At 63.7% G+C, this 20777-nt stretch carries 22 protein-coding genes; 1 reads left to right on the top strand and 21 read right to left on the bottom strand.

The window, feature by feature from the left end; all coding sequences use genetic code 11:
* The 10 genes from N3J91_13665 to thiD form a co-directional block, all read right to left on the bottom strand.
* Complete coding sequence (locus N3J91_13665; protein MCX8157470.1) at positions 1 to 552, bottom strand: hypothetical protein; 552 nt, start codon at positions 550 to 552, stop codon at positions 1 to 3.
* Positions 549 to 1352 carry a rod shape-determining protein MreC gene (locus N3J91_13660; GenBank protein ID MCX8157469.1) on the bottom strand — a complete coding sequence of 268 codons (804 nt, stop codon included), beginning with the start codon at positions 1350 to 1352 and terminating at the stop codon, positions 549 to 551. The genes N3J91_13665 and N3J91_13660 overlap by 4 nt, the downstream gene beginning before the upstream one ends.
* 45 nt (positions 1353 to 1397) lie before the next feature.
* Positions 1398 to 2426: a rod shape-determining protein gene (locus N3J91_13655; protein ID MCX8157468.1), complete on the bottom strand. Its 1029-nt coding sequence runs from the start codon at positions 2424 to 2426 to the stop codon at positions 1398 to 1400.
* Positions 2427 to 2583: 157 nt separating this feature from the next.
* Positions 2584 to 3474: a 4-(cytidine 5'-diphospho)-2-C-methyl-D-erythritol kinase gene (gene ispE, locus N3J91_13650; protein MCX8157467.1), complete on the bottom strand. Its 891-nt coding sequence runs from the start codon at positions 3472 to 3474 to the stop codon at positions 2584 to 2586.
* Positions 3475 to 3519: 45 nt separating this feature from the next.
* The gene (locus tag N3J91_13645) at positions 3520 to 3960 is read right to left on the bottom strand and encodes an exosortase system-associated protein, TIGR04073 family (protein ID MCX8157466.1); all 441 of its coding nucleotides are present in this window, start codon (positions 3958 to 3960) and stop codon (positions 3520 to 3522) included.
* A gap of 55 nt (positions 3961 to 4015) precedes the next feature.
* Positions 4016 to 4717: an L-ribulose-5-phosphate 4-epimerase AraD gene (araD, locus tag N3J91_13640; protein ID MCX8157465.1), complete on the bottom strand. Its 702-nt coding sequence runs from the start codon at positions 4715 to 4717 to the stop codon at positions 4016 to 4018.
* A gap of 35 nt (positions 4718 to 4752) precedes the next feature.
* Positions 4753 to 6438 (bottom strand): ribulokinase, encoded by a 1686-nt coding sequence (locus N3J91_13635; GenBank protein ID MCX8157464.1) that lies wholly within the window; start codon positions 6436 to 6438, stop codon positions 4753 to 4755.
* Between the two features lie 195 nt (positions 6439 to 6633).
* Positions 6634 to 7308 (bottom strand): hypothetical protein, encoded by a 675-nt coding sequence (locus tag N3J91_13630; protein ID MCX8157463.1) that lies wholly within the window; start codon positions 7306 to 7308, stop codon positions 6634 to 6636.
* The gene (locus N3J91_13625; GenBank protein MCX8157462.1) at positions 7305 to 7997 is read right to left on the bottom strand and encodes a hypothetical protein; all 693 of its coding nucleotides are present in this window, start codon (positions 7995 to 7997) and stop codon (positions 7305 to 7307) included. Before N3J91_13625 ends, N3J91_13630 begins: the two co-directional genes overlap by 4 nt.
* A gap of 24 nt (positions 7998 to 8021) precedes the next feature.
* A complete protein-coding gene (gene thiD / locus N3J91_13620) occupies positions 8022 to 8885 on the bottom strand; it encodes a bifunctional hydroxymethylpyrimidine kinase/phosphomethylpyrimidine kinase (GenBank protein MCX8157461.1) in 864 nt (287 codons plus the stop codon).
* 88 nt (positions 8886 to 8973) lie between these two features.
* On the opposite strand from thiD, the gene pelA reads away from it, so the two are divergent.
* Positions 8974 to 10023: a pectate lyase gene (pelA, locus tag N3J91_13615; protein ID MCX8157460.1), complete on the top strand. Its 1050-nt coding sequence runs from the start codon at positions 8974 to 8976 to the stop codon at positions 10021 to 10023.
* 42 nt (positions 10024 to 10065) lie between these two features.
* Here the strand turns inward: pelA and N3J91_13610 are convergent, their stop codons facing one another.
* The 11 genes from N3J91_13610 to N3J91_13560 form a co-directional block, all read right to left on the bottom strand.
* The gene (locus N3J91_13610) at positions 10066 to 11004 is read right to left on the bottom strand and encodes a sel1 repeat family protein (GenBank protein MCX8157459.1); all 939 of its coding nucleotides are present in this window, start codon (positions 11002 to 11004) and stop codon (positions 10066 to 10068) included.
* 146 nt (positions 11005 to 11150) lie between these two features.
* Positions 11151 to 11426, bottom strand: a complete 276-nt coding sequence (locus N3J91_13605) for a zinc-ribbon domain-containing protein (protein MCX8157458.1) — start codon at positions 11424 to 11426, stop codon at positions 11151 to 11153.
* A 16-nt stretch (positions 11427 to 11442) separates the two neighbouring features.
* The gene (locus N3J91_13600; GenBank protein ID MCX8157457.1) at positions 11443 to 12024 is read right to left on the bottom strand and encodes a GNAT family N-acetyltransferase; all 582 of its coding nucleotides are present in this window, start codon (positions 12022 to 12024) and stop codon (positions 11443 to 11445) included.
* 4 nt (positions 12025 to 12028) lie between these two features.
* Positions 12029 to 12796 (bottom strand): hypothetical protein, encoded by a 768-nt coding sequence (locus N3J91_13595; protein MCX8157456.1) that lies wholly within the window; start codon positions 12794 to 12796, stop codon positions 12029 to 12031.
* Positions 12797 to 12902: 106 nt separating this feature from the next.
* Entirely contained in the window at positions 12903 to 14411 is a 1509-nt protein-coding gene (locus N3J91_13590; protein ID MCX8157455.1) for a hypothetical protein, read from the bottom strand.
* A 188-nt stretch (positions 14412 to 14599) separates the two neighbouring features.
* Positions 14600 to 17161: a DUF3516 domain-containing protein gene (locus N3J91_13585; GenBank protein ID MCX8157454.1), complete on the bottom strand. Its 2562-nt coding sequence runs from the start codon at positions 17159 to 17161 to the stop codon at positions 14600 to 14602.
* A gap of 49 nt (positions 17162 to 17210) precedes the next feature.
* Positions 17211 to 17633, bottom strand: a complete 423-nt coding sequence (locus N3J91_13580; protein MCX8157453.1) for a YcfL family protein — start codon at positions 17631 to 17633, stop codon at positions 17211 to 17213.
* Positions 17630 to 18802, bottom strand: coding sequence for a hypothetical protein (locus N3J91_13575; protein ID MCX8157452.1), 1173 nt, complete (start codon positions 18800 to 18802; stop codon positions 17630 to 17632). Before N3J91_13575 ends, N3J91_13580 begins: the two co-directional genes overlap by 4 nt.
* 28 nt (positions 18803 to 18830) lie before the next feature.
* Positions 18831 to 19460: a penicillin-binding protein activator LpoB gene (locus N3J91_13570; protein ID MCX8157451.1), complete on the bottom strand. Its 630-nt coding sequence runs from the start codon at positions 19458 to 19460 to the stop codon at positions 18831 to 18833.
* Between the two features lie 170 nt (positions 19461 to 19630).
* Complete coding sequence (locus N3J91_13565) at positions 19631 to 20245, bottom strand: phosphoribosylanthranilate isomerase (protein MCX8157450.1); 615 nt, start codon at positions 20243 to 20245, stop codon at positions 19631 to 19633.
* 150 nt (positions 20246 to 20395) lie between these two features.
* Entirely contained in the window at positions 20396 to 20728 is a 333-nt protein-coding gene (locus N3J91_13560; GenBank protein MCX8157449.1) for a hypothetical protein, read from the bottom strand.
* Positions 20729 to 20777: the final 49 nt, after the last annotated feature.

Genomic DNA, 20777 nt, shown 5'->3' with positions numbered 1-20777 from the left:
TTAATAACGTCCGCGCACAATTTCCCGCTCGGGGGCAAAACCGCCCGGGCCCGCCGCCGGATAGGTTACGGCGCCCAGCAGCCGGTCCAGCGCCCGAAACAACAAGGGCGTCATTGCGCCGCCGGCCACGGCCATGAACAGCCACGGCCAGAGGGAGGCCCAGCCCACCAGCGGATCATAACCGAAGGTCAGCAGCAGCAAGACCTGCAGCAGGGGCGCCGCCGCGCTGGCGGCCAGCCCGAGGGTCACCTGGGCAAAGGTTTCCTTGCGCAGGATCACCTCGCGATGACGCAGCACGGCCATGCCAATCAACAACAACGGCACGGACGTGCTCCCCGGGGGGTTGCAGGACAGGGCATCCGCCCCCAGCCCCCCGGCCAGGGCCAGCAACGCCAGCCAGCCCGGCCCGCAATTCAGGGCCGCATAAACCATCAATGGCGGCAAAAAACTGACTTGCGCGCCCAGCCATCGCTGCGGCCAGTCCATGGCGCAGGGCAGAAAAGCCAGGGCCCAGGCGGCGGCCAGCAACAGGAGATGCGGGAGCCATTTCATGGAATTAACACCCATACCTCCTCCAGCGCACTAAAATTTACCGCCACGCGCACCCGCGCCTCGACGTACAGGCCGTCCACCAGCCGCCAGTCCGCAATATCCCCAATCGGAATGCCCGGCGGGAAGATCCCCCCCAGGCCGCTGGTGATGACCCGCTGGCCGGGTTTAAGCTCGGTCTGCCGGGACAGGTAGGCCAGCTCCACAAACTGGTTTTTCCAGGAAGCCGAGGCGCCGGGCAGGACAATGCCGGAGTCCTGGGCCTCCGGCACCAGGGCGGCCACGCGGCATTTGGGGTCACCGAGCAAGACCACGAGGGAGCGATGCTCGGCGCACTCATGCAAGCGGCCGACCAGGCCCTCGGGGGTGACCACCGGATAATTGGGGCGGAGGCCGTCGGCCAGGCCGGCGTCAATGTGCATGGCGCGCCACCAGTTGGCGGGGTCACGGCCAATGACCCGCACGAGTTTCATCTTCCAGGGGGCCTGGGCCTTCCAGCCGAGATGGCGGCGGAGGGCTTCGTTTTCGCGCCACCATTCGGCGGCCTGATGCTGGCGGAGCCGGAGCTCCTGGATCTCCCGGCGCAAGCGCTCGTTTTCGGCAAGCAGCTCCGCCTTGGGGACGGTCAGCGCTCCGGCCTTGTCGGCCAGGCGTCCGGAGGATTGGGAGAGGCCGAAGAGCGGAAGGAAGAGGGCCGCCAGGCCTTGTTTCAGGCGGGCGGCGGCGCGCTCCGGCAGGCCGAGCACGAGGAGGCCCGCCAGTGCGGCTGCGCCCAAAATCCACCAATGTTGTTTGCGTAACATTTCGCCGCCACGTTGTTGCGTGGTGGCGAACGCCGCGCCAGGGCATTAACCTCTGGGCTGCGAAGTAACCCGCTTCAAGAACTCCATTTCCTGCAACACCCGGCCGGTGCCTTCGGCCACGGCGGTGAGGGGGTCGTCGGCGATGTGCACCGGCAGGCCGGTCTCCTCGGAGATCAGCCGGTCAATGCCGCGCAACAGCGCGCCGCCGCCCGCCACCACGATGCCGCGGTCCACCAGATCGGCGGACAATTCCGGCGGGCATCGTTCCAGCGTGATGCGCACGGACTCCAAAATCTGGGAAAGCGGTTCCTGCAATGCCTCGCGAATTTCCTCGGACCGGATGGTAATGGTCTTCGGCAACCCGGCGCCGAGATCGCGACCTTTAACTTCCATGGTTAATTCCTGCTCCAGCGGAAAGGCCGAACCAATGCGAATTTTGATTTCTTCCGCGGTGCGTTCGCCAATCATGAGGTTGTAGGTGCGCTTCATGTGCGCGACAATGGTTTCGTCGAACTCGTCTCCGCCCACCCGCAGGCTGCGGCTATAGACGATGCCGGAGAGGGAGATGATGGCGATTTCACAAGTGCCGCCACCAATGTCCACAATCATATTGCCGGCCGGCTCATGCACGGGCATGCCCACGCCGATGGCCGAAGCCATGGGTTGCTCAATGAGATACACCTCGCGGGCGCCGGCATGCATGGCCGAATCGCGCACGGCTCTTTTTTCCACCTCGGTGATGCCCGAAGGCACGGCCACCACCACCCGGGGGGCGATCAGCTTGCGGTAATGCACTTTTTGAATGAAATGCCGCAGCATCGCCTCGGTGATCTCAAACTCCGCGATCACCCCGTCCTTCATGGGGCGGATGGCCACCAGATTCACCGGTGTGCGCCCGATCATGCGCTTGGCCTCTTCTCCCACGGCCACCACGTTGGTGGTGCCGGCTTGAATGGCCACGACGCTCGGCTCCCGGAGCACGATCCCGCGATCCCGCACGTACACCAGGGTGTTTGCCGTGCCCAGGTCTATGCCGATGTCGTTGGAGAACAGGCTCTTTAGTTGCGCCAACATGTGCGTGTACCCGACAACGCTCAGCGGTCTATTAAGCGGGCTGTCCCCCCAAAGGTCAAGCGGTTAAACAGGCTCCGGGCGGAAAATCTCCCTGCGTTGGCCTGGTCCGGCAGGTCAAGGGCGCGAAAGGGCATTCAACCGGCGCCCACGCCCCGGGTCATGCCAGCGGGACCACCGCAGACCAAAAGTCCGCCTGATAGGCAGCGCGCAATGCCGCCAGGGCGTTTTCCGCCGCGGCCGGGCCGGGCATCAAGGCAAAGGTGGTGGAGCCGCTGCCGCTCATAAGGGCGGCGATGGCACCCTGACCGCGCAGAAAATCCTGAAACCATTGCAGCAGGGGATATTTGCGCAGCACCGGCGCCTCCAGCGCGTTGTAGAAATGGGGCGCAGCTTCAAGCAAACTGCCCTTCTGAAGAACTTGCGCCAAAGCCCGGGCGCGGCCGGGACGGCCGTTCAAGGCCTCGGGGAATTCGGCCAGGGCGCGATAGGCCCAGGCCGTGGAAACGCCAAAGCCGGGGTGAACCAGGAGAACCGCCCCATTTTTCATGGCGGTCAACTCCGGCAGCGGCTCCAGTTGCTCGCCGCGGCCAAAAGCAAGCGCCGGCCGGTCTTGGAGGAAAAAGGGCACATCCGAGCCTAAAGTGGCCGCCAATTCATGCAACTGGGCAGGGGTCAAGGGGCGGTGGTGCATCTCATTCAGGGCCTGCAGGGTCACGGCGGCGTTGGCACTGCCCGCCCCGAGGCCGGCGGCCAGCGGGAGATTTTTTTCCAGGTGGATGCGTACCGCGGGCGGCAGGCCGGTGGTGGCGAAGAAGCTTTGAGCGGCCCGATACACGAGATTCTCCGGGCCGGTGGGCAATCCGGGATGCGTGCAGGTCAGCACGATGCCGGAGCCGCCCGCCGCCGGTTCAAACTCAAGGCGATCATGCAACGGCAGCGGAAAAAAGAGCGTCTCCAGCTCGTGAAATCCATCCGGGCGACGGCCCAGAATGTTCAATAAAAGATTGATTTTACAGGGGGATGATCGCTCCAGGCGGTTCATGGGCATAAAAAAAGCGCCAACGCGAGGTTGGCGCCCTGGCATCAGGCACCCTTAATTATCAAACACCCGGAAACGGCTGCCCGGGACGAAGGGGATGACATCGCCGCCGGCAAAGCCCAGGGAGGTGTCGGGGGCAAAAGTCTGATCTTCGATCAAGTTGGGCCGGTAGGTATCCGGGTACACCGGCTTGGCCGAAAACTTGTGCGTCAACACAGGCTCATAGCTCGGGAAGGGGAAGGTGATGATTTCGTAGATGCCAATGCCGGTGCGGGCGAGGGTGCGATTCATGCCGCGAATGAAACCCGTGGTGTAGGCCGATTCCGGGCTGTCAAAAAGCGCGGTTTGCTCCACCGAGCGGCGCAGCTCGCCCAGCCGCAGAAACTCCGTGGCGTTGTTCATGCCCCGGCCCAGTTTTTTCTCCGGACCCGCACAGCCTGCGCCCAGCCCCGCCACCAGGATGGCGAGGCCCAACCAGCAAATGACATTACACATAAGCGATGCGTCAAATTAAACCGGTGCCGCCGCATTTGTAAAGCGCAACTTCACGTTACCGCTGGCCATAGTAAGCCGTCGGCCCGTGCTTGCGCAGGAAGTGTTTGTCCAGCAGGGCCTGGGGGATGGCCTGGCTGTCCGGATTTACGCGGTAGGTGTTGATGGCCATCATGGCCACTTTTTCCAGGATGAAGGCATTTTCCAGCGCCTTCTCGGTGGTCGGCCCCCACGCAAACGGCCCGTGGCCCACCACCAACACCGCCGGGATTTGGTCCGGGTTCAGGTGGCGGGTGCGGAAGGTTTCCTCGATGACTTTGCCGGTGTTCAGCTCGTAATCGGCGGCGATTTCCTCCGGCGTGAGCTGACGGGTGAGCGGCACCGTGCCGTAAAAGGTGTCGGCATGGGTGGTGCCGAGGCAGGGCAAATCACGCCCGGCCTGCGCAAAGGCGGTGGCATAGACGCTATGGGCGTGCACCACCCCGCCAATCGAGGGAAACGCGCGGTACAAATGCAGATGCGTGGCGGTGTCCGAAGAGGGGCGCGCCCTGCCTTCGACCACTTCGCCCGTGGCCAGGGAGAGCACCACGATGTCCTCGACGCGCAATTTGTTGTAGGGCACGCCGCTGGGTTTGATGGCGACGACGCCCGCGCTGCGGTCAATGCCGCTGGCGTTGCCCCAGCTCAGGATCACCAAGTCATTTTCGATCAGACCTTGATTGGCCCGCCAGACCCGTTCTTTGAGTTGCTCAAAAGCCATGTGCTTGCTCCATGCTCAAGTTCACTGCGGCCACCTTAACGGGTGGCGTCCCGAATGTTCAACAATTCTTTCATCACCCCGGCCAGATCCGCCTGCGTGCCGCGCACGCCAAAGGCATCGTGCAGCCGGCGGTAAAGCTGATAAAGCCGCTCGTACACCGCCTGATTTTCCGGAATCGGCTGGAAGGATTGGGCCTTGACGCCGGTCATGGCCTGCGCCGCCGCGGCAAAGTTTTCGTGTCCGCCGGCGGCCTTGCCGGCCACCACGGCGCCCGCCATGGCCGCGCCCAGCGCGCAGGTCTGGTCGCTGCGCGAAATTTGCATCGGTCGGCCGAGCACATCGGCATAGATTTGCATGACCAGGGGGTTTTTGGCCGCAATGCCGCCGCAATTGACGACGCGCTCGACCTTCACGCCGTACTCCTCAAAGCGTTCGATGATGCGCCGGGCGCCGTAGGCGGTGGACTCAATGAGCGCGCGGTAAATCTCGGCCGGCGTGGAATGCAGCGTCAAGCCAAGGATCAGGCCGGTGAGGCGCTGGTCCACCAGAATGGTGCGATTGCCATTGTGCCAGTCCAGCCCCAGCAACCCGCTCTGGCCGGGCTTGAGCGCCGCTGCGCCTTTCGTGAGCGCCTCATGCGAGCCTTGCCTGGCGCCGCCGGGGGCGATGACATTCACAAACCAGTTGAAGATGTCGCCCACTGCCGACTGGCCGGCTTCCAAACCGTACATGCCCGGCAGCACGGATTCAGGAACGATGCCACACAGCCCCGGGATGTCCGGCAGCACGGTCGCCAAAGGAGAAACCAGGATGTCACAGGTGGAGGTGCCGATGATCTTGACGAGCACGCCCGGCGCGATGCCGGAGCCGACCGCGCCCAGATGCGCGTCAAACGCGCCCACCGCCACCGGGATGCCGGGTTTGAGGCCGAGGCGTTTGGCCCAGGGGCGGGTCAACTGACCGGCGGCGTGGCCCACATGAAAGCACTCGGCAGGCAGGGTCTGGCGCACCCGCACCAGGCGGGAGTCCAAGGCGCCCAGAAACTCCGCATCGGGATAACCGCCCCAAGCGCGATGGTACATGGCTTTGTGGCCGGCGGCGCAAACACCGCGTTTTAATTGCTCCGGGGCATCCGTGCCCGTGAGCACCGCGGGAATCCAGTCCGCGCATTCCACCCACGTGTAAGCCGCGTCGAAGACCTCCGGCGCCGTGCGCGCACAATGCAGAATCTTGCTCCAGAACCATTCGCTGGAATAACGCCCGCCGCACTTGGCGAGGAATTGCGGGCGCGACTTTTCCGCGGCGGCGGTGATCTCCTCGGCTTCCGCGTGGCCGGTGTGGTCCTTCCACAGCCAGGCCATGGCGGCGGGGTGGCGGGCAAACTTTTTGCTCATGGCCAGCGGCCGGCCTTTATTATCCACGGGCAGCGGTGTGCTGCCGGTGGTATCCACGCCGATGCCAATGATGCGCTCGGGTTTGAATTCGCGGTCCTTGGCGGCGAGTTTAAGCGCCTGTTTCACGCTGGCCTCCAGCCCGGTGAGATAATCTTCGGGATGTTGCCGGGCCAGGTTGGGGTCCTGGGGATCCAGGATGACCCCCTGCTCGCCCTGCGGGTACACCGTGATGGCGCTGGCCACCTCGCGGCCGGTGGCCGTCTCCACAATCAAGGCGCGCACCGAATTGGTGCCGTAGTCCAGTCCAAGCGTAAAATTTGAGGCCATAAGCGTGCTCTGTTTGGCCCGCGCCCGCTGCGGGCGCGGTAGCGCCAATTTGGAGGAAAGCGGCGCGGTTTGACAACAAAAACCTTTGCCGTCAAATCATGCGACAGTGGCCGGGGAATCAAGGTCCGCCGCTGGGAAATCAACGCCCCTGCGGCCTGGCAACCTGTCCAGCGCAACGCGGGCGGAGCAACAAGCCTATTTCACCTCAAAACGTGATTTGAGGCGATCCAGTTGATCCTCAACGCCGCTGGCCACGGCGATGGAAAGGAAATTGAGCGAACAAATCGCATTAAGATTGGCGTCCTTGTCGCTGGCCGCATCCAGGCGGCCTTTGAAGCAGGCGTTCAGCTCCTGCAGGTCGCGGTAGTAGCGGTCCAGCCCCGCCAGATTCCAATCGGGTGTGCCGCCGGCCTGCTGGACGAAATACTGCTTGATGAGGTACGCCCCGGCCACGCGAAAGAGCGTCTCCTCAATGCTCGCAAAAGGCAGATGAAAATGGGCCAGGCCCTTGAGCTGCGAGGAAATGGGGCAGGCGCTGGTGGCCATGATGAGGCCCAGCAGGGCGCGCAGGCCGGTTTGCACGTCACAATGCTTGGTATAGGTGCGGTCCGGCGTGCGCACCTCCACGCAGGCTTTTTCAAAAGATTTGATGCTGCTGAAGCGGTGGGCAATCTGCTCCAGATCCACCGCGGTGGGACAATAGGGATGGCGGTCGCTGCGCAGGGGGCAGTTGCTGCACTGCTGAAAGTCCAGCCGCGTCCAGGGCGCGTAAGGGCGCGGCGGGTGGGCCGGGGGCATGCCGCGCTCCAGATGCACATCAAATTGATGCACCTCGCCGCTTTGCAGGGTGAAGGTGTAGGTAATGGTCATGTACTCACAGGCTCGAACACGGCGGCAAACCGCGGCTTGAGCCGGGCCAGGGCTTCATCCAGCGAGCAGGACACGGCGGCCGAAAGGAAGTTCAGCGCAATGATCGCCGCAAGGTTCGAGTCCTGGCGGTTGGCGGCGCGCAGGCGGGCTTCGAAGTCGGTGTTGACGAGGCGTAAATCTTCGTAGAGCTGCCGCAGGTTTTTTAATTCCAGATCCGGCTGGCCCCCGGCTTTTTGCACGAAGTACTGCTGCAACAGATGGGCCGCCACCGCCCGGAAGAGGGTCTCCTCGGCGTTGGCAAAAGGCAGATGATAGTAACTGAGGGCCTTGAGCCGGCTGGTGATGGGACAACCGCTGGAGGCCATCACCAGCCCCAGCAACGCCCGCAACCCCGTCTGCACATCGCAATATTTTACGTACGTCCGCTCCGGCGTGCGCACCTCCACCGTGACCGAGTCGAGCGCATGCACGGCCTGAAAACGCTCGGTGATTTCCTGCAAATCCAGCGCCACCGGACAATGGGGATGGGTCTCACGGCGCAGGGGGCAGTTGCGGCATTGATGAAACTCCAGGGCCGTCCAGGCGGGGGGAGGCTTGGCCGGATCGGCCTGGGCGCATGGACGATCCACGTTCACCGTGAAACGATGGGTGTGCCCATCGCTCATCGTGAAGGTGTATTCGACGTTCATGCGACTCTCTTAGTTAACCCCACCTCAGGCACATTGACAAGCCGCACCTGAGCAGCCACACCGGGCCGCCCGCGGCCGTGCCGGGCGGGCGGCCGCCAGCCAGTGCAGGGCCTGATGCCGCCCCACCCGCCGGCTTTGGGCGATGGCCTGCGTGATAAACTGCTTGGCCTGCCCCACCGCCTCCACCAGCGGCAGGCCCTGTGCCAGACCGGCGGTGATGGCCGCAGAGTAGGTGCAGCCGGTGCCGTGGGTGGAGACGCGGGGCACCCGTGGCGCCTCCAAGAGCCATTCACTGCGCCCGTCCCACAAAACATCCACGGCCACTTTCAATCCGCGCAGATGCCCCCCCTTGAGAAGCACCGCGCAGCCGTGCCGGGCGTGCAGCACCCGCGCCACCGCCCGCAAATCCTCCACTGATTGCACCGTCCGCCCCGACAGCGCGGCCGCCTCGGGCGCATTGGGCGTGATGACCTGCGCCAGGGGCAGCAACCGTTCTTGCAAGGCGCGGACGGCCTCCGGGCGCAGCAGCGCCGCGCCGGAAGTGGCCAGCATCACCGGGTCCACCACCAGCGGCGGACGCCTTTTTAACGATACCAAAAACTCCGCCACCTCTTGAATCAGAAGACGGGAATAGAGCATGCCGGTCTTGAGGGCGGCCGGCGGCAGCTCGGCAAAGACGGCTTCAAGCTGTTGCCGCAAAAAAGCTGCAGAGACAGAATGAACGGCTTTGACTTCACGAGGATTTTGGGCGGTCAGGCAGGTGAGGGCGGAGGTGCCATGCACGCCCAAGGCCGCAAAGGTATGCAGATCGGCCTGAATGCCGGCGCCGCCGCCGCTGTCCGAGCCGGCAATAGTCAGAGCCACCGGCACACGATTTGGTGCAGTCATGGGCGCAAGATAAGCGCGCCCAGCCTCGCCGGCAAGCGCCGGAAAACCGGAGTGGATTTGCCCGTGCCGATGGTTTAGAGTGGGGAAGATGCCTCCCAACTTGAGCATCGGGTTGATTACAATGGCGCTGGCGGCCACGGTTTATGCCGCGTTGGGCCAGCGGGCCTCGGCGTTTCTAAACCGTCCGCCGGAGTGGTATCAGACTGAGGCAGCAGCCGAAGTGGCCGCCAATATCCTGTCGCATCAATCGCCTTTGGGCGGCTGGCCCAAGAACACGGCCACCGCCGCCAAAAAATACACGGGCAAACCGGAAAATCTGAAGCCCACTTTTGACAATGGCGCCACCACGGATGAACTGCGTTTCCTGGCGCGGATGGTCAATGCCACCGGCGAGGCGCAATACCGCCAGGCCTTTGAGCGCGGTTTCGACTACATCCTCAAAGCCCAGTATCCCACCGGCGGCTGGCCGCAGTTTTATCCGCCCGGCCCGCAGTACCACCGCCACATTACGTTTAATGATCAGGCCATGGTGCGGCTGATGGAGTTTTTGCGGGAAACCTGGACCTCCCCGGTGTACCGTTTTTTGGATGAAACCCGCCGGCAGGCGGCGCGCGCCGCTTTCGACCGCGGCATTGCGTGCATCCTGAAATGCCAGGTGCGCGTGCAGGGCGAGCTGACCGCCTGGTGCGCCCAACACGACGAGGTGGACTTCCAGCCGCGGCCGGCGCGCACTTTTGAGCCGGTGTCCCTGAGCGGGTGCGAGTCGGTGGGCCTGGTGCGGCTGCTGATGAGTCTGGAGCAGCCGGCACCCGAGGTGGTGCAGGCGGTGGAGGCCGCGGTGGCCTGGCTGAACAAGGTGCAACTGCGCGGCCTCAAAGTGGTGGAAATCAAAGACGCGGCACAACCCGGGGGGCGGGACCGCGTGGTGCAGGCCGATCCGGCGGCGCCGCCGTTGTGGGCGCGCTTCTACGAAATCGGGACCAACCGACCCATTTTTTGTGATCGCGACGGCGTGGTGAAATATGCATTGGCGGAGATTGGCCACGAGCGGCGCAACGGGTACGCGTGGTACGGGACCTGGCCGCAAAAACTTTTGCAAGAGGAGTATCCCGCCTGGAAAAAACGGCTGAAGCAATAAGCCGCCCGATTGACCAGGACGCCAGCCGGCGGCATCCCCTGCTCAGCGGGCAGGCGGGGGTGAGGTGGTTGAGCTTTCCGCATTTTTCCGGCGCAAGGCCTCCTCCCTTTGCGCGGCGGTGAGCTGGGATTTCAAGGCCTCCCAATCGGCCACCGCGGCCGGGTCGCCATGCTCGGCCGCCGCCATGAGCCAACGGGCGGCCTCCACCAAATCCTGGGAGACACCCCAGCCTTCCCAATACCAGAGGCCGATTTGATGCTGGGCCTGGATCAGGCCCTGCAGCGCCGCCTTCAAACACCACTGGGCGGCCTGGGCGGCGTCTTTGTGGGTGCCGCTGCCGGTCTCGTAACACCGGCTCACTTCATACTGGGCCACCGCCTGGCCGGCCTGGGCCGCCTGCATGAATAATGCAAAAGCCCGGCGCTCATCCGCCGCCACTCCGCGACCACTTTGAAAACAGGCCGCCAGGCTCACCAGGCCCGGCGGATAGTTTTGGGCGGCGGCAGCCTGAAACCATTTCACCGCCTCGGTCTCGTTGCGCAGCACGCCCTGGCCGTTTTGGTAGCATACGCCCAGACTCACCATGGCGCGGGCGTCACCCTGCGCGGCGGCCCGGCGAAACCACTCCACGGCCTCCGCGTAGTCCTGTTTCACGCCCTGGCCGTTGGCGTAACAGATGCCCAGGTTGACCTGCCCCACAGGATGTCCCTGCGCTGCGGCCCGGCGAAACCATTGCACGGCCTCGTGGTAGCTTGGCGTCACCCCATCCCCGTTGAAGTAGCAAATGCCGAGGTCCACCTGGGCCTGGGGGTCGCCCTGCTCGGCTGCGGCCTTAAGTCGGAGCACGACCACGTCTTTGATTTCAGCTTCCTCCGCCGGGGAAGGCTCGGGCCGGGGATGGGCGGCGGGGCGTGGCGCCCGGCCCAAGGCCCGCAGAACGGCCTCCCGTGCCTGCCAGAAACCGAGCCAAAACCATCGCATCAAGCCCATGGGCAATCTCGGGTGATTTCGGGGAGCTTCGGCGTCCCCTGTGTGTGCTTTCAGGCACCTTGCTCAAGCGTCACGCTCATCCCCCCCGTGGCAGCGTGCCAGGCCGGGCCCTGCGCCGGAGCGTTGGGCCGGGCGGCCTATCCCCACAGCCGGCTCAGGAGGATTAAAACCAGCAGGATGGCCACCGCCCACCAATACCAGGCAATGCCGCGCGGACGCACCTTGGACTCCTGCTGCTGGCCGAATTCTTCCTTGATGTAGGCATCGTAATCGAACTCGTCGTCCGGGATGCCCAGCCGCTGGGCCTGGGCGCGGTCACTCCAGCCGGTCTGCTCGTCCGAGCCACATTCCGGACAGGCGGCAGCCCCCGGAGGGACCACCGCCCCGCATTGGGGGCATATTTCCGGGGCCATGATGCGGGGCCGGCGCTCAGCCCATGCCGGCGTATTCCTCCTCGGTGCTCAGCTTGATGCCCATCATGATGTAATCGTGGGCGTTGGCCTGCATGTCCTTGACGTACTCCGGCAACGAAAGCAGGTTGCTGAAACCCATGAGGCCGAAGAGCTTCATGGCGCCTTCCTGCGCGCCAAAGAACTCGGCTTCCAGTCGCTCCAGCCCGGCGCGGCGGGCGAGGTCAATGATCTCTGAGATCAGCAGGCGGCCAATCCCCTGCCCCCGTTGTTTGGGGTGCACATAAACATTGATGTGGCCGATGTGACGCTTCCACCCGCCCTGCTCCTGGCGCAGGATGACCACCCCCACCAGTTGTTTGTCCTGCCAGGCCAGCAGCGGGAGGTTTTGATGGAAATCCAGATGTTTGCACCATTGCTTCAGCACCGCGGGGTCATTCAGGCGCTCTTTCAAAAACATCATTTCCTCCTGCGGCAGGGCGTGGAAAAATTCCTGCAGCGCCTTGACCTCGCCGGCCCCCAGAGGCCGCAGGGTGATTTTCAAGCCGGATTTGGTTTTGACTTGTTTGGGGTATTGTTCCAGTGCCGATTCGAGTGACATACAATTATTCCTGATTGGACAGGCGCAGCTCTCCGGCCAAGCCCACGCGATCCTCCGTCAGGCAGCGGCTCAACGCCGCAGGATCAATGCCCCAACGGGCCGCCAGCAGGGGCACGCGCTCGGTGGTGGCCGCCAGGGGATTCTGCCGGTCCCGGCGGGGCCGCGGGGATTCCCCGTAATCGTAACAGGCCAGCTCGAGGTCCAACTCTGCGGGGGTGATCTGGCCTTCATGCCACACCGTCTGGCCGCTCCAGGCGTAGGCCCGCAGGACCTGGCCCTTGTCCACCATCGCCCAGGCGTGGTGATGCAGGGAGCGGTTCATGTTGAAAAATTGCACGTGACCCAGTTTGCGGCTGAGATTGGTGAGGAAGAGGTAGCACTGATCCACATCCACCGCCGGATCCGGCAGCGCCCCGCCCAAGACCAGAATCCACCCGTTGATGGGCGGGGAAACAAACAATTTGCGGTCAAACGTGCGCGCCAGTCCCTCCTCCCAGGAGCAGGGCGTGGCGCGGGTGATGGGGAGGGCCTCAAGCACGGCCGCGGGATAGCGCGTCTTGATGGCCAGCCAGCGGCAGGGGTAATCCCCGGGAAATTGGAAGGACCCGCCCGGCGGTTTGAACGGGTGCAGGAAAAATGCCGGCTCCACCTTCTCGCGGCGTCGCTGCCAGAGGTGGCGCGCCAGCAGGTAGGAGCAGACGGTGCCAAACATGACCACCGTGGCCAACAGCGCCACCACCAGCCAGAACAGCGTTTCATCGCCCTGCGTCATGGGTCGGGCCTCGTGCGGGGGCCACAGGTTCGACGCCTGCGCCCGCCCGGTTGTTCAGCCAAAACCGTAACAGCTTTTGGGCGGCGCTTCAATGCCAAAGCGGGGCTCAGGGCAAAATTTCCACGTGATAATTTATCCGGCCCAGTTGCACCAACTGCCCGTTGATAAGCGGAGCTACTTCTCCTGGTTTGAGCGCGTAATAATTCACCCGCACCATTTCGTTGCGCGCCACGCTCTCCAGCCAGAATCCGCCGCAGGCGTAATAGAACCGGCCCTGGACTTCGCTCACCCCCTGGCTTTCCGGCAGCATGATGGCATTGGAGCGGCTGGTGCCAAAAGTGGCCTCGCTGAACAGCCAGATGGCATCGTGATGGGCCACCGCGGTGTTCATGGGCGTAAAATGAATCGCCCCCCGCCAGGGGGAAGGCGAGGACTCATGCGGGCCGCTCCAAAGCTGAAGATTTTTGATGACCATCTGCCCGGCGGTCATGCCCGGCGCGGGGTGCACTTCCAGATAATATTCCCCCGCCAGGACGAGGGTGGCCCGCCGCAAAATGGGCTCCCATTTCTCCACACTCAGGGGCTGGCCGTCGTAGTTGGAACCGGCCACGCTGCCGGCGTCGCGCAGCATGGGGCGGCCCTCGCGCATTTCCATGATGACATGGACCCGGCTCAGATGCCGGGTGCGTTCATCGTTGGCATGGCTGCGCGGCCAGAACCAGGTCACATAATCGCTGTCCATGCGCGAGCGGCCAATCTTGAAGACGGGCCGGGCCACCAGGTGAATCCCCATGCCTTCGTCCGGGTTGGCGGGATTGAGTTTCAATTTGGTGCCCGTCTGGGCGTTGGTGATGAACAAGCGGGGGATGTACAGCTCCTGGCGCTGGGAGCTTTCTTCCAGCGCGGAAACGCTGAGCTGATAATCCAGCCCCAGCTCCAGCGGCTCATACACTTCCGGCAGCGCCAGGGCCTGGACCGCCGCCCAATCCGCCAGCCGGGACAGCGGGGGCCGCCCCGTGGTTTCCCAAACCGCCTGCAGGTCCGAGCCGTTGGCGCCACGGTTGACGCGGACGCGCTCGGGCGGCAGGGGGTAATGTTCCGGGGCCGGCAGCGGATTGACCCAGATGACCCGGGCGCCGATGTAGTTCTTGACCTGCCCGCCGCTCTTCAGTTTCACCGTGCAGGTCAGCAGGAATTGGCCGGCGGCCGCGGGCACGGCTTTCAGGGCCAGGCGCAACATCTCGCGCCCCGGCAAGGCGGCAAAGGATTCGGTCAACACCTCGCGAAAAGCCCGAGAAAGCAGGCTGATTTCGAGTTGTTCCACCGGCTTGCTGATGAGATTGCGCAGCTCCAGGTGCAGGGTGGCCGGCTCGCCCGCCCACCACGGAGCGGGGAAATTCAGCGCCAGGCTGATGGGCGCCTCCCCCGCCACCCGCGTGCGCGTGGTGTAGGAGGCGGTGGTGAATTGCACCGTTTCGGCAGCGACCCCCTCGGCGCGCACCGCCCCGGTGGATGAAGGTTTGTCCGTGGAAGCGGGCGGGGCGGTGGCGGGACGTGGCGTAGCGGCGTGCGGGGCGTCCGTGCGGGGCGCCGCTTCGCCCACGGCCAAAGGCATGCTGCATTTCCAGCACGAAGCGCTGGTGGCCGGATTGGCACTCCCGCAAGTGCTGCAAATGATAAACATGGGCGCTGGTTGGCCGTCAGGTATCCGCAATTTTCCTGGCCCGGGCGGCATATCCGGGCAGGGCTGGCAGTGTTCACTGTTTTTTTACCACGAAGCGGCGGGCAGGGAAACGCTTATTTTCACACCAGCGGACCCAGGCGCTCCAGGCGGAGGGCGGGGGCCTCGGCACGGCGGGAGGCCGGCAAATCCACGGTGAACTCCGCCACCCAGTCATTCAATCCCTCGGGATCCACGAGCATTTGTTGGATGCGCCAGGCCCGCGGGGCCGGGCTTTGGTCCAGATGGGTGTGCCGGCGATTGCGGGCCTCCGGATCCAGGCGAAGGAGCTGATGTTCCTTGCAGTAATCTTTGTAAAGCGCCTCCAGGCGCTCGGGTGTCCACGGCTGCCCGGCAGCATCCTCGCGGTAAAAGAGCTGTTCCACCGCCGTTTCCGGCTCCCCGCATTGCCAATGACGCAGGAAGTTGAAAATGAGGGTGCGGATTTGCCGTAGAAAGCCCTCGGTGTCGCGGGTGATGTCCGCGGCCGGAGCCTCCGCGCCAGGCAGGACAGGTTCGGTGGCCGCCCGGGCGACAGTTCCTGCGGCCAGCGCCTCCGGGTGCAGCATTTTTTCCCATTCCTCCAGGAGACTGGAGTCCACCTGGCGCAGGAGGGTGCGCAGGTAGGTTTCCATTTCCCACAAGGTTTCGTTTTTGGCCTGATCCGGGACGGTCTGGGTCAGCACTTTGTAAACACTGTGCAGATGGCGCAACAGCAGGCCCTCGACCCGCTGCAGCTCGTAGTCCTTCACATAATCCGCAAACGAGCGGAATTGCTCAAACATCTCGCGCGCGATGGATTTGGGGCGGATGTTCTCCTGTCCCACCCAGGGATGCTTGTCGGCAAAGGCGTTGAAAGTGCTGTAGATGAAATCGCGCAGCGGTTTGGGATGCTCCATTTGCTCCAGCTCGGCCATGCGCTCCTCATAGTCCATGCCTTCCTGCTTCATCTCGGCCAGGCGCTGGGCCTTGAGGCGGTCAAGCTGCCGGCGCAAAATGGGGAGGGGGTCTTCCAGAATGCTTTCGACGAGGGTAAGGACATTGAGGGCGTAATCCGGCGCCTGGGGATCAAGCAGGGGCAGCGTCTCCAGCAGATACAGCGATAGGGTTTGATCCATGCTGAAATCCTCCTGCAAATCCATGCGCACCTGCAGGTAGGAGCCGTCCTCGGTTTTGGGAATGAACTCAATGATGCCGCGCTCCACCAAGGCGCGAAACAATTGCCAGGCCCGGCGGCGATGCTGGGCTTTGGCCCGGGGCGGCTCGTGGCAGTCACGCAGCAGGCGTTGCATGGCGCGGCAACCATCGCCCCGGCGGCTCAAGACTTGCAGAAGCATGCCGTGGCTGACCTGGAAACGCGAGACCAGCCGTTCCGGGGGCGCCGCGATCAACCGGCGGAAAGTCTGAACATCCCAGTTGACGAAATTGTGCTCCGGCGGCCGGCGTTTGACGTATTTTTTGCCCTCCCGCCGCGCCTTTTCTTCAAGCTTGAGGTTTTCCACCACGTGCTCGGGGGCCTGGGCGACCACAAAGCCCAGGTCATCAAACCCCTTGCGGCCGGCGCGGCCGGCGATTTGATGGAAATCGCGGGCGGTAAGGATGCTGGTTTTCTGGCCGTCGAATTTGCAGAGGCGGGTGAAGAGGACGGTGCGGATGGGGACATTGATGCCGACGCCCAGGGTGTCAGTTCCACATATAACCTTAAGCAACCCCTGCTGGGCCAGTTGCTCCACCAGCACCCGGTAGCGCGGCAACAAGCCTGCATGATGCAGCCCGATTCCCTGGCGCAGGTATTTTTTGATTTCCGGGCCGTAAGGGCTGGTGAAGCGGTATCCCTCCAAAGCCTGGGCCAGGGCCTGCCTCTCTTCACGGGTGCAAACGTTCAGGCTGGTGAAGTTCTGGGCATTGTCCGCCGCCTCCGCCTGGGTGAAATGCACCACATAAATGGGGGCTTTGTTTTCGGACAGGAGCCGCTCCACCGTTTGCGCCAGAGGGGTTTCTGCATAGGCAAAGCTCAAGGGCACCGGCCGATGGTCTGAGCGCACGGTCACCGTGGGACGCCCATTGAGACGGGTCAGGGCCTCCTCAAAAAAGGTGGTATCGCCCAGGGTGGCGGACATGAGGAGGAATCTGGTTTGGGGCAGAGTTAGGAGTGGCACTTGCCACGCCACGCCGCGTTCCGGATCGGAGTAATAGTGGAATTCGTCCAGCACCGCATCATCCACGGGGGCTTCAGCCCCCTGGCGCAGGGCGATGTTGGCCAGGATTTCCGCCGTGCAACAGAGCACGGGCGCATCGCGATTGACGGTGGCATCGCCGGTGCTCAAACCGACGTTTTCCGGGCCGAATTCCCGGCAGAGGGCCATCCATTTTTCGTTGACCAGGGCCTTGATGGGACAGGTGTACACCGAGCGGCGTCCCTGGGCCAAGGCCAGGAAATGGAGGGCGGCGGCCACGAGGGATTTGCCCGAGCCGGTGGGGGTGTTCAGGATGACATTTTTGCCCTCCAGCAATTCCAGCAGCGCCTCTTCCTGAGCGGGATACAGCTCGAGGCCGCAATCCCGGACGTAATCCAGGAAGCGTTCCAACAGCTCATCAGGGCTGGCTGCCCGGGAGGGCAGCCGTTCGACCAAGGTACGGGCCACGGGCTGACTCTAGGGGGCCGTGGTCGCGCTGCCAAGTTTTGTCCGCGGCTTACCGGGCCTGGCGGACGCGGATGGTGTATTTCTGGGCGGTGGTCTGGGTGGAGACGAAGCTCACGCCTTCCTGGGCATTTTCGTCCAGAATGAGGTCACGCCAGGGTGTATCTTCCACCACAAAACCCTGGGCATCCTTGAACACGCAGTTGATCTGGACCTGGATGCGCCGATGGAGGCGGTTCCGCACATTGGCCGAGACCTGGAGCCGGCCATCGTCCAGGCGCCGCTCCTGGATGCCGTGACAGGTCACGCTGGTTTGGGTGGCGCGATCCAGGAGGACGAAGTTGGCCCGGTTTTCCAGATCGTATTTGTTGGTGTTTTTGGGCGGGTAGGCCCCCGTGTCAATGTTGCTGGTCTGGCAGCCGGCGGCCAGCAGCGCCGCCGCACAAAAGAGGAGGTGTCCGAGGGATTTGCTCATAGGTCCATGCGATTGACGGATTGATCACTGACAAAAATGACGGTGTCGCGGTCGGGCGCCACCGTCACGTTCCATTGTTTGGTGAAGGTGCTGACGGGTTGATGGTCCCGATTCCAAAATTCAATGGTCAGGGTGTGGCGGCCCGGCGGCATTTCCAGGGCGGCAAAGCCCAAGTACAGGGGCAGGTTGTCCCAGCAGCGGGTATCGGCCGCGGGATTGGCCGCCGCCGCGAGGAGCTTGGCCACCAGGCCGGCGCCCAGCACGGCCAGACCGGCTTCGCTGGTGTCGTCGTGCATGGCCATGACCGCGCCGCCAATGACGGCCACATTGCCGACGGTGTCGGTGGTGCTTTTGAAAACGGCCTTATTTTTGAGCACGTGATCCATCACCCGCCCGCCGCGGGTGGTGGCCTGAAAATTAAGATCGTCATACGGTCCGACCCGCGCCAGCTCCTGGGAGCCCTGTTTGAGGACGGCCATGACCACCGGCGACTCAAAGGTGCGGAAACGCAACTGCTCGCGGTATTCGCCGGTGGCGTATTTCTGGGGACCGGGGCCGTACTCCAGAAAGACCAGCAGGTTGGCGCGCGGATTGTAGGGCGGCAGCGGGGCGGGAGCGCGAGCCTGGGCGCGCTTGAAGGCATCGCTGCCGTCGCCGCCGAGTTTCACGGTGGCATAGCCATCGAGGTAGTCAAAGAGGATATAATCCCCCGCATAGGTCTTGTTCTCAGCGTCGCTGTCCATGAACTGGGCGTTGCGGAAACAGGCCCGGGCGTTGTCCACCTCGCCGGCGCGCCAGTAGAGCAGGCCCCGGTAGAAGTTGGCCATGCAACGCTCGTAAGGTTCGCCGATGAAGGACTTTTTGGCCTCCTCGTGAAAGAGGCTGCGGGCCTTTTTGGCATCGCGATCGGGGCCGAAGATGTTGTTGACCCGCAGGAGGGCCTCGTCCAGCAGCCGTGTGGCGGTGTCATATTGGCCGCGGCGGAGGGCGTGAAGGGCGGTGCGATACTGCCACAAAACCCGATCGCGCGCCGGGGCGCGCTCAATCATGGCCAGCCCGTGGGCCACAGGGTCCGCCTGGGCGTCGGGCAAGGGCGGGCCGGGCGGGGTGGTGGCGCAACCGGCCAGCCACAGCAGGGCGCATAAACACAGGGCCGGCAGGGGTTTCATAGTCCGGAGCGGCAGGCGCCGCAGGGGTTTAGCGGTAGGCCGCGTCTTCCTGCCCCTGTTTCTTCACCTCCATCGAGTCCTTGAAGACAATCACGCTGGTGCGGGCGTCAATCAGCTCGAAGGTGTAAAGGATATAGTCGCTGGTGCCGCGGGAGGTGCGGGTGGTGAGGCTTTGCAGCTTGCCGGTGAGGAAATAATCGGCGCCTTTGAACTCCTGGAGCTTGGGATCGGAGGTGGAGGTCACCTGGCCGGTGCGCTTCAGGTCGCGCTCGCGCTCCAGCGCGGCCAGGCGCTCACGAGCCAGGAAACGCACCTTGCCGCCGGCCTTGCTGATCAGCTCCGTCTGAATGCGCGTGAGAAACATGTCCTTGTTGATGGTGAAACGAGTTTCATTAATCACCGGCTCCAGGACGATGTAGGGAGGAGTGGGGGCGTTCTTGATTTCCGGCACGTTGAGGATGTTGCGGGCGATCTTGTCGGTGACCGCCACCAGGTCCTGCGATTCAATGCCCGTGCCGGCCACAAAGCCCGCCTCGTCCGGGCGCAACACCTTGACGCCGGTGCCTGAGGGATTTTTCACGCCCGCGGAGGCGCAACCGGCCACCACCGCGGCCACCAGCCCCAAACAAATAAAATGTTTCCCAAAGTTCGTTTTCATAACACAGCTTAGACTCATGGGCGGCCCATTTGTTCAGGCAGGCCGCCTCCCATGGGTTTGGACGGTGGGCAGGCGTCTTTATTCGCCGCCCGGCTTCACCCTACGTGCAGGAGGCGCAAAATGCAAGGGCCGGCGGGCTGCCCCGCAGCCCCATGGGGTACCTCATCGGCTCACGCTGCGCGGGCGGCGGCCACAAAGGCACGCAGTTTGGCGGCATCTTTCCGGCCGGGCGCCGCTTCCACTCCGCTGGATACATCCACCGCGTAGGGGCGCACCCGCCGAATGGCCTCGGCCACATTGTCGGGCGTCAAGCCGCCGGCCAGGATGATGAGGGGATTGGAGGCCTTGGCCTTGACTGCCAGTTCCCAATTAAACACCGCGCCCGTACCGCCTGCCTGACCGGCCACATAACTGTCCAGCAACCACGGCAGGCCGGTATAGTCGCGGCAGGTCAGCAGGGACAATTCGTCCTGCAGGCGGAAGCCTTTGATGACCGGCACGGGCTGCTGACGGCATTGCTCGAGGGTTTCGTCCCCATGAAACTGCAATACCTGCATCCCCGCCGCGAGGACTTCCTGCACCAGCTCGGCCGCCGGGTTGACCAGCACCCCCACGCGTACCACGAAGGGGGGCAGCGCGGCCACGATGTCCCGCGCCTGCGCCGGGGTCACGTAACGCGGGCTTTTTTCGTAGAACACAAAACCCAACGCATCCGCGCCCGCCGCCACTGCCGCCTGGGCATCGGCTGCGGACGTGATGCCACATATTTTAATCCTTAACGGCATGGACAAAACCTAGCAGCAAAGGCCCCGCAGGCCAAGGCGCAAGCAATTCCAACTCCCCTGCCCCGGGTTTGCGCATGGCGGCCAATCCACACTTCATTCGGAGACACCCCCCAATGGAGGCAGGCTTTGCGCGGCGGAGGGAGCCTTGGGTTATTGACGTTCCTTGCCGCCCTTTTCCGGGGAAGGTTCTGGGGAGTCCTGCCTGGCCTCCTTTTCCCGGCGCGCCAGTTCAATTTGCCGGACCATCTCGCGAAACAGAGCCTTTTCCTCCTCCTGCAACTGGATGCGCAACCGCCGGGTTTCCCACAAGGCCAGAATCAAGGCCAAACTGGTGACCAGGAAGCAGAGCGTCCAGTAAATGATGTAGGTTTTCCCGTGCAGGCGGGAGGCCAGCAGTGTCTGGCCCCAAATCAGCATGGACGCGCCCAAGATGAGGCACAGCAGGCCATACGACCGGCGCGGTGGAAAAATGCGAGCGGCCATGCTGGTAATCTACACCCTCGGGGCAGGGTTGACGAATGGTTTTATGCCT

This window comes from Verrucomicrobiia bacterium (assembly GCA_026414565.1).
Classification (GTDB): Bacteria; Verrucomicrobiota; Verrucomicrobiia; order Limisphaerales; family Fontisphaeraceae; genus Fontisphaera.
This window is presented reverse-complemented; position numbering and strand designations above follow the sequence as displayed.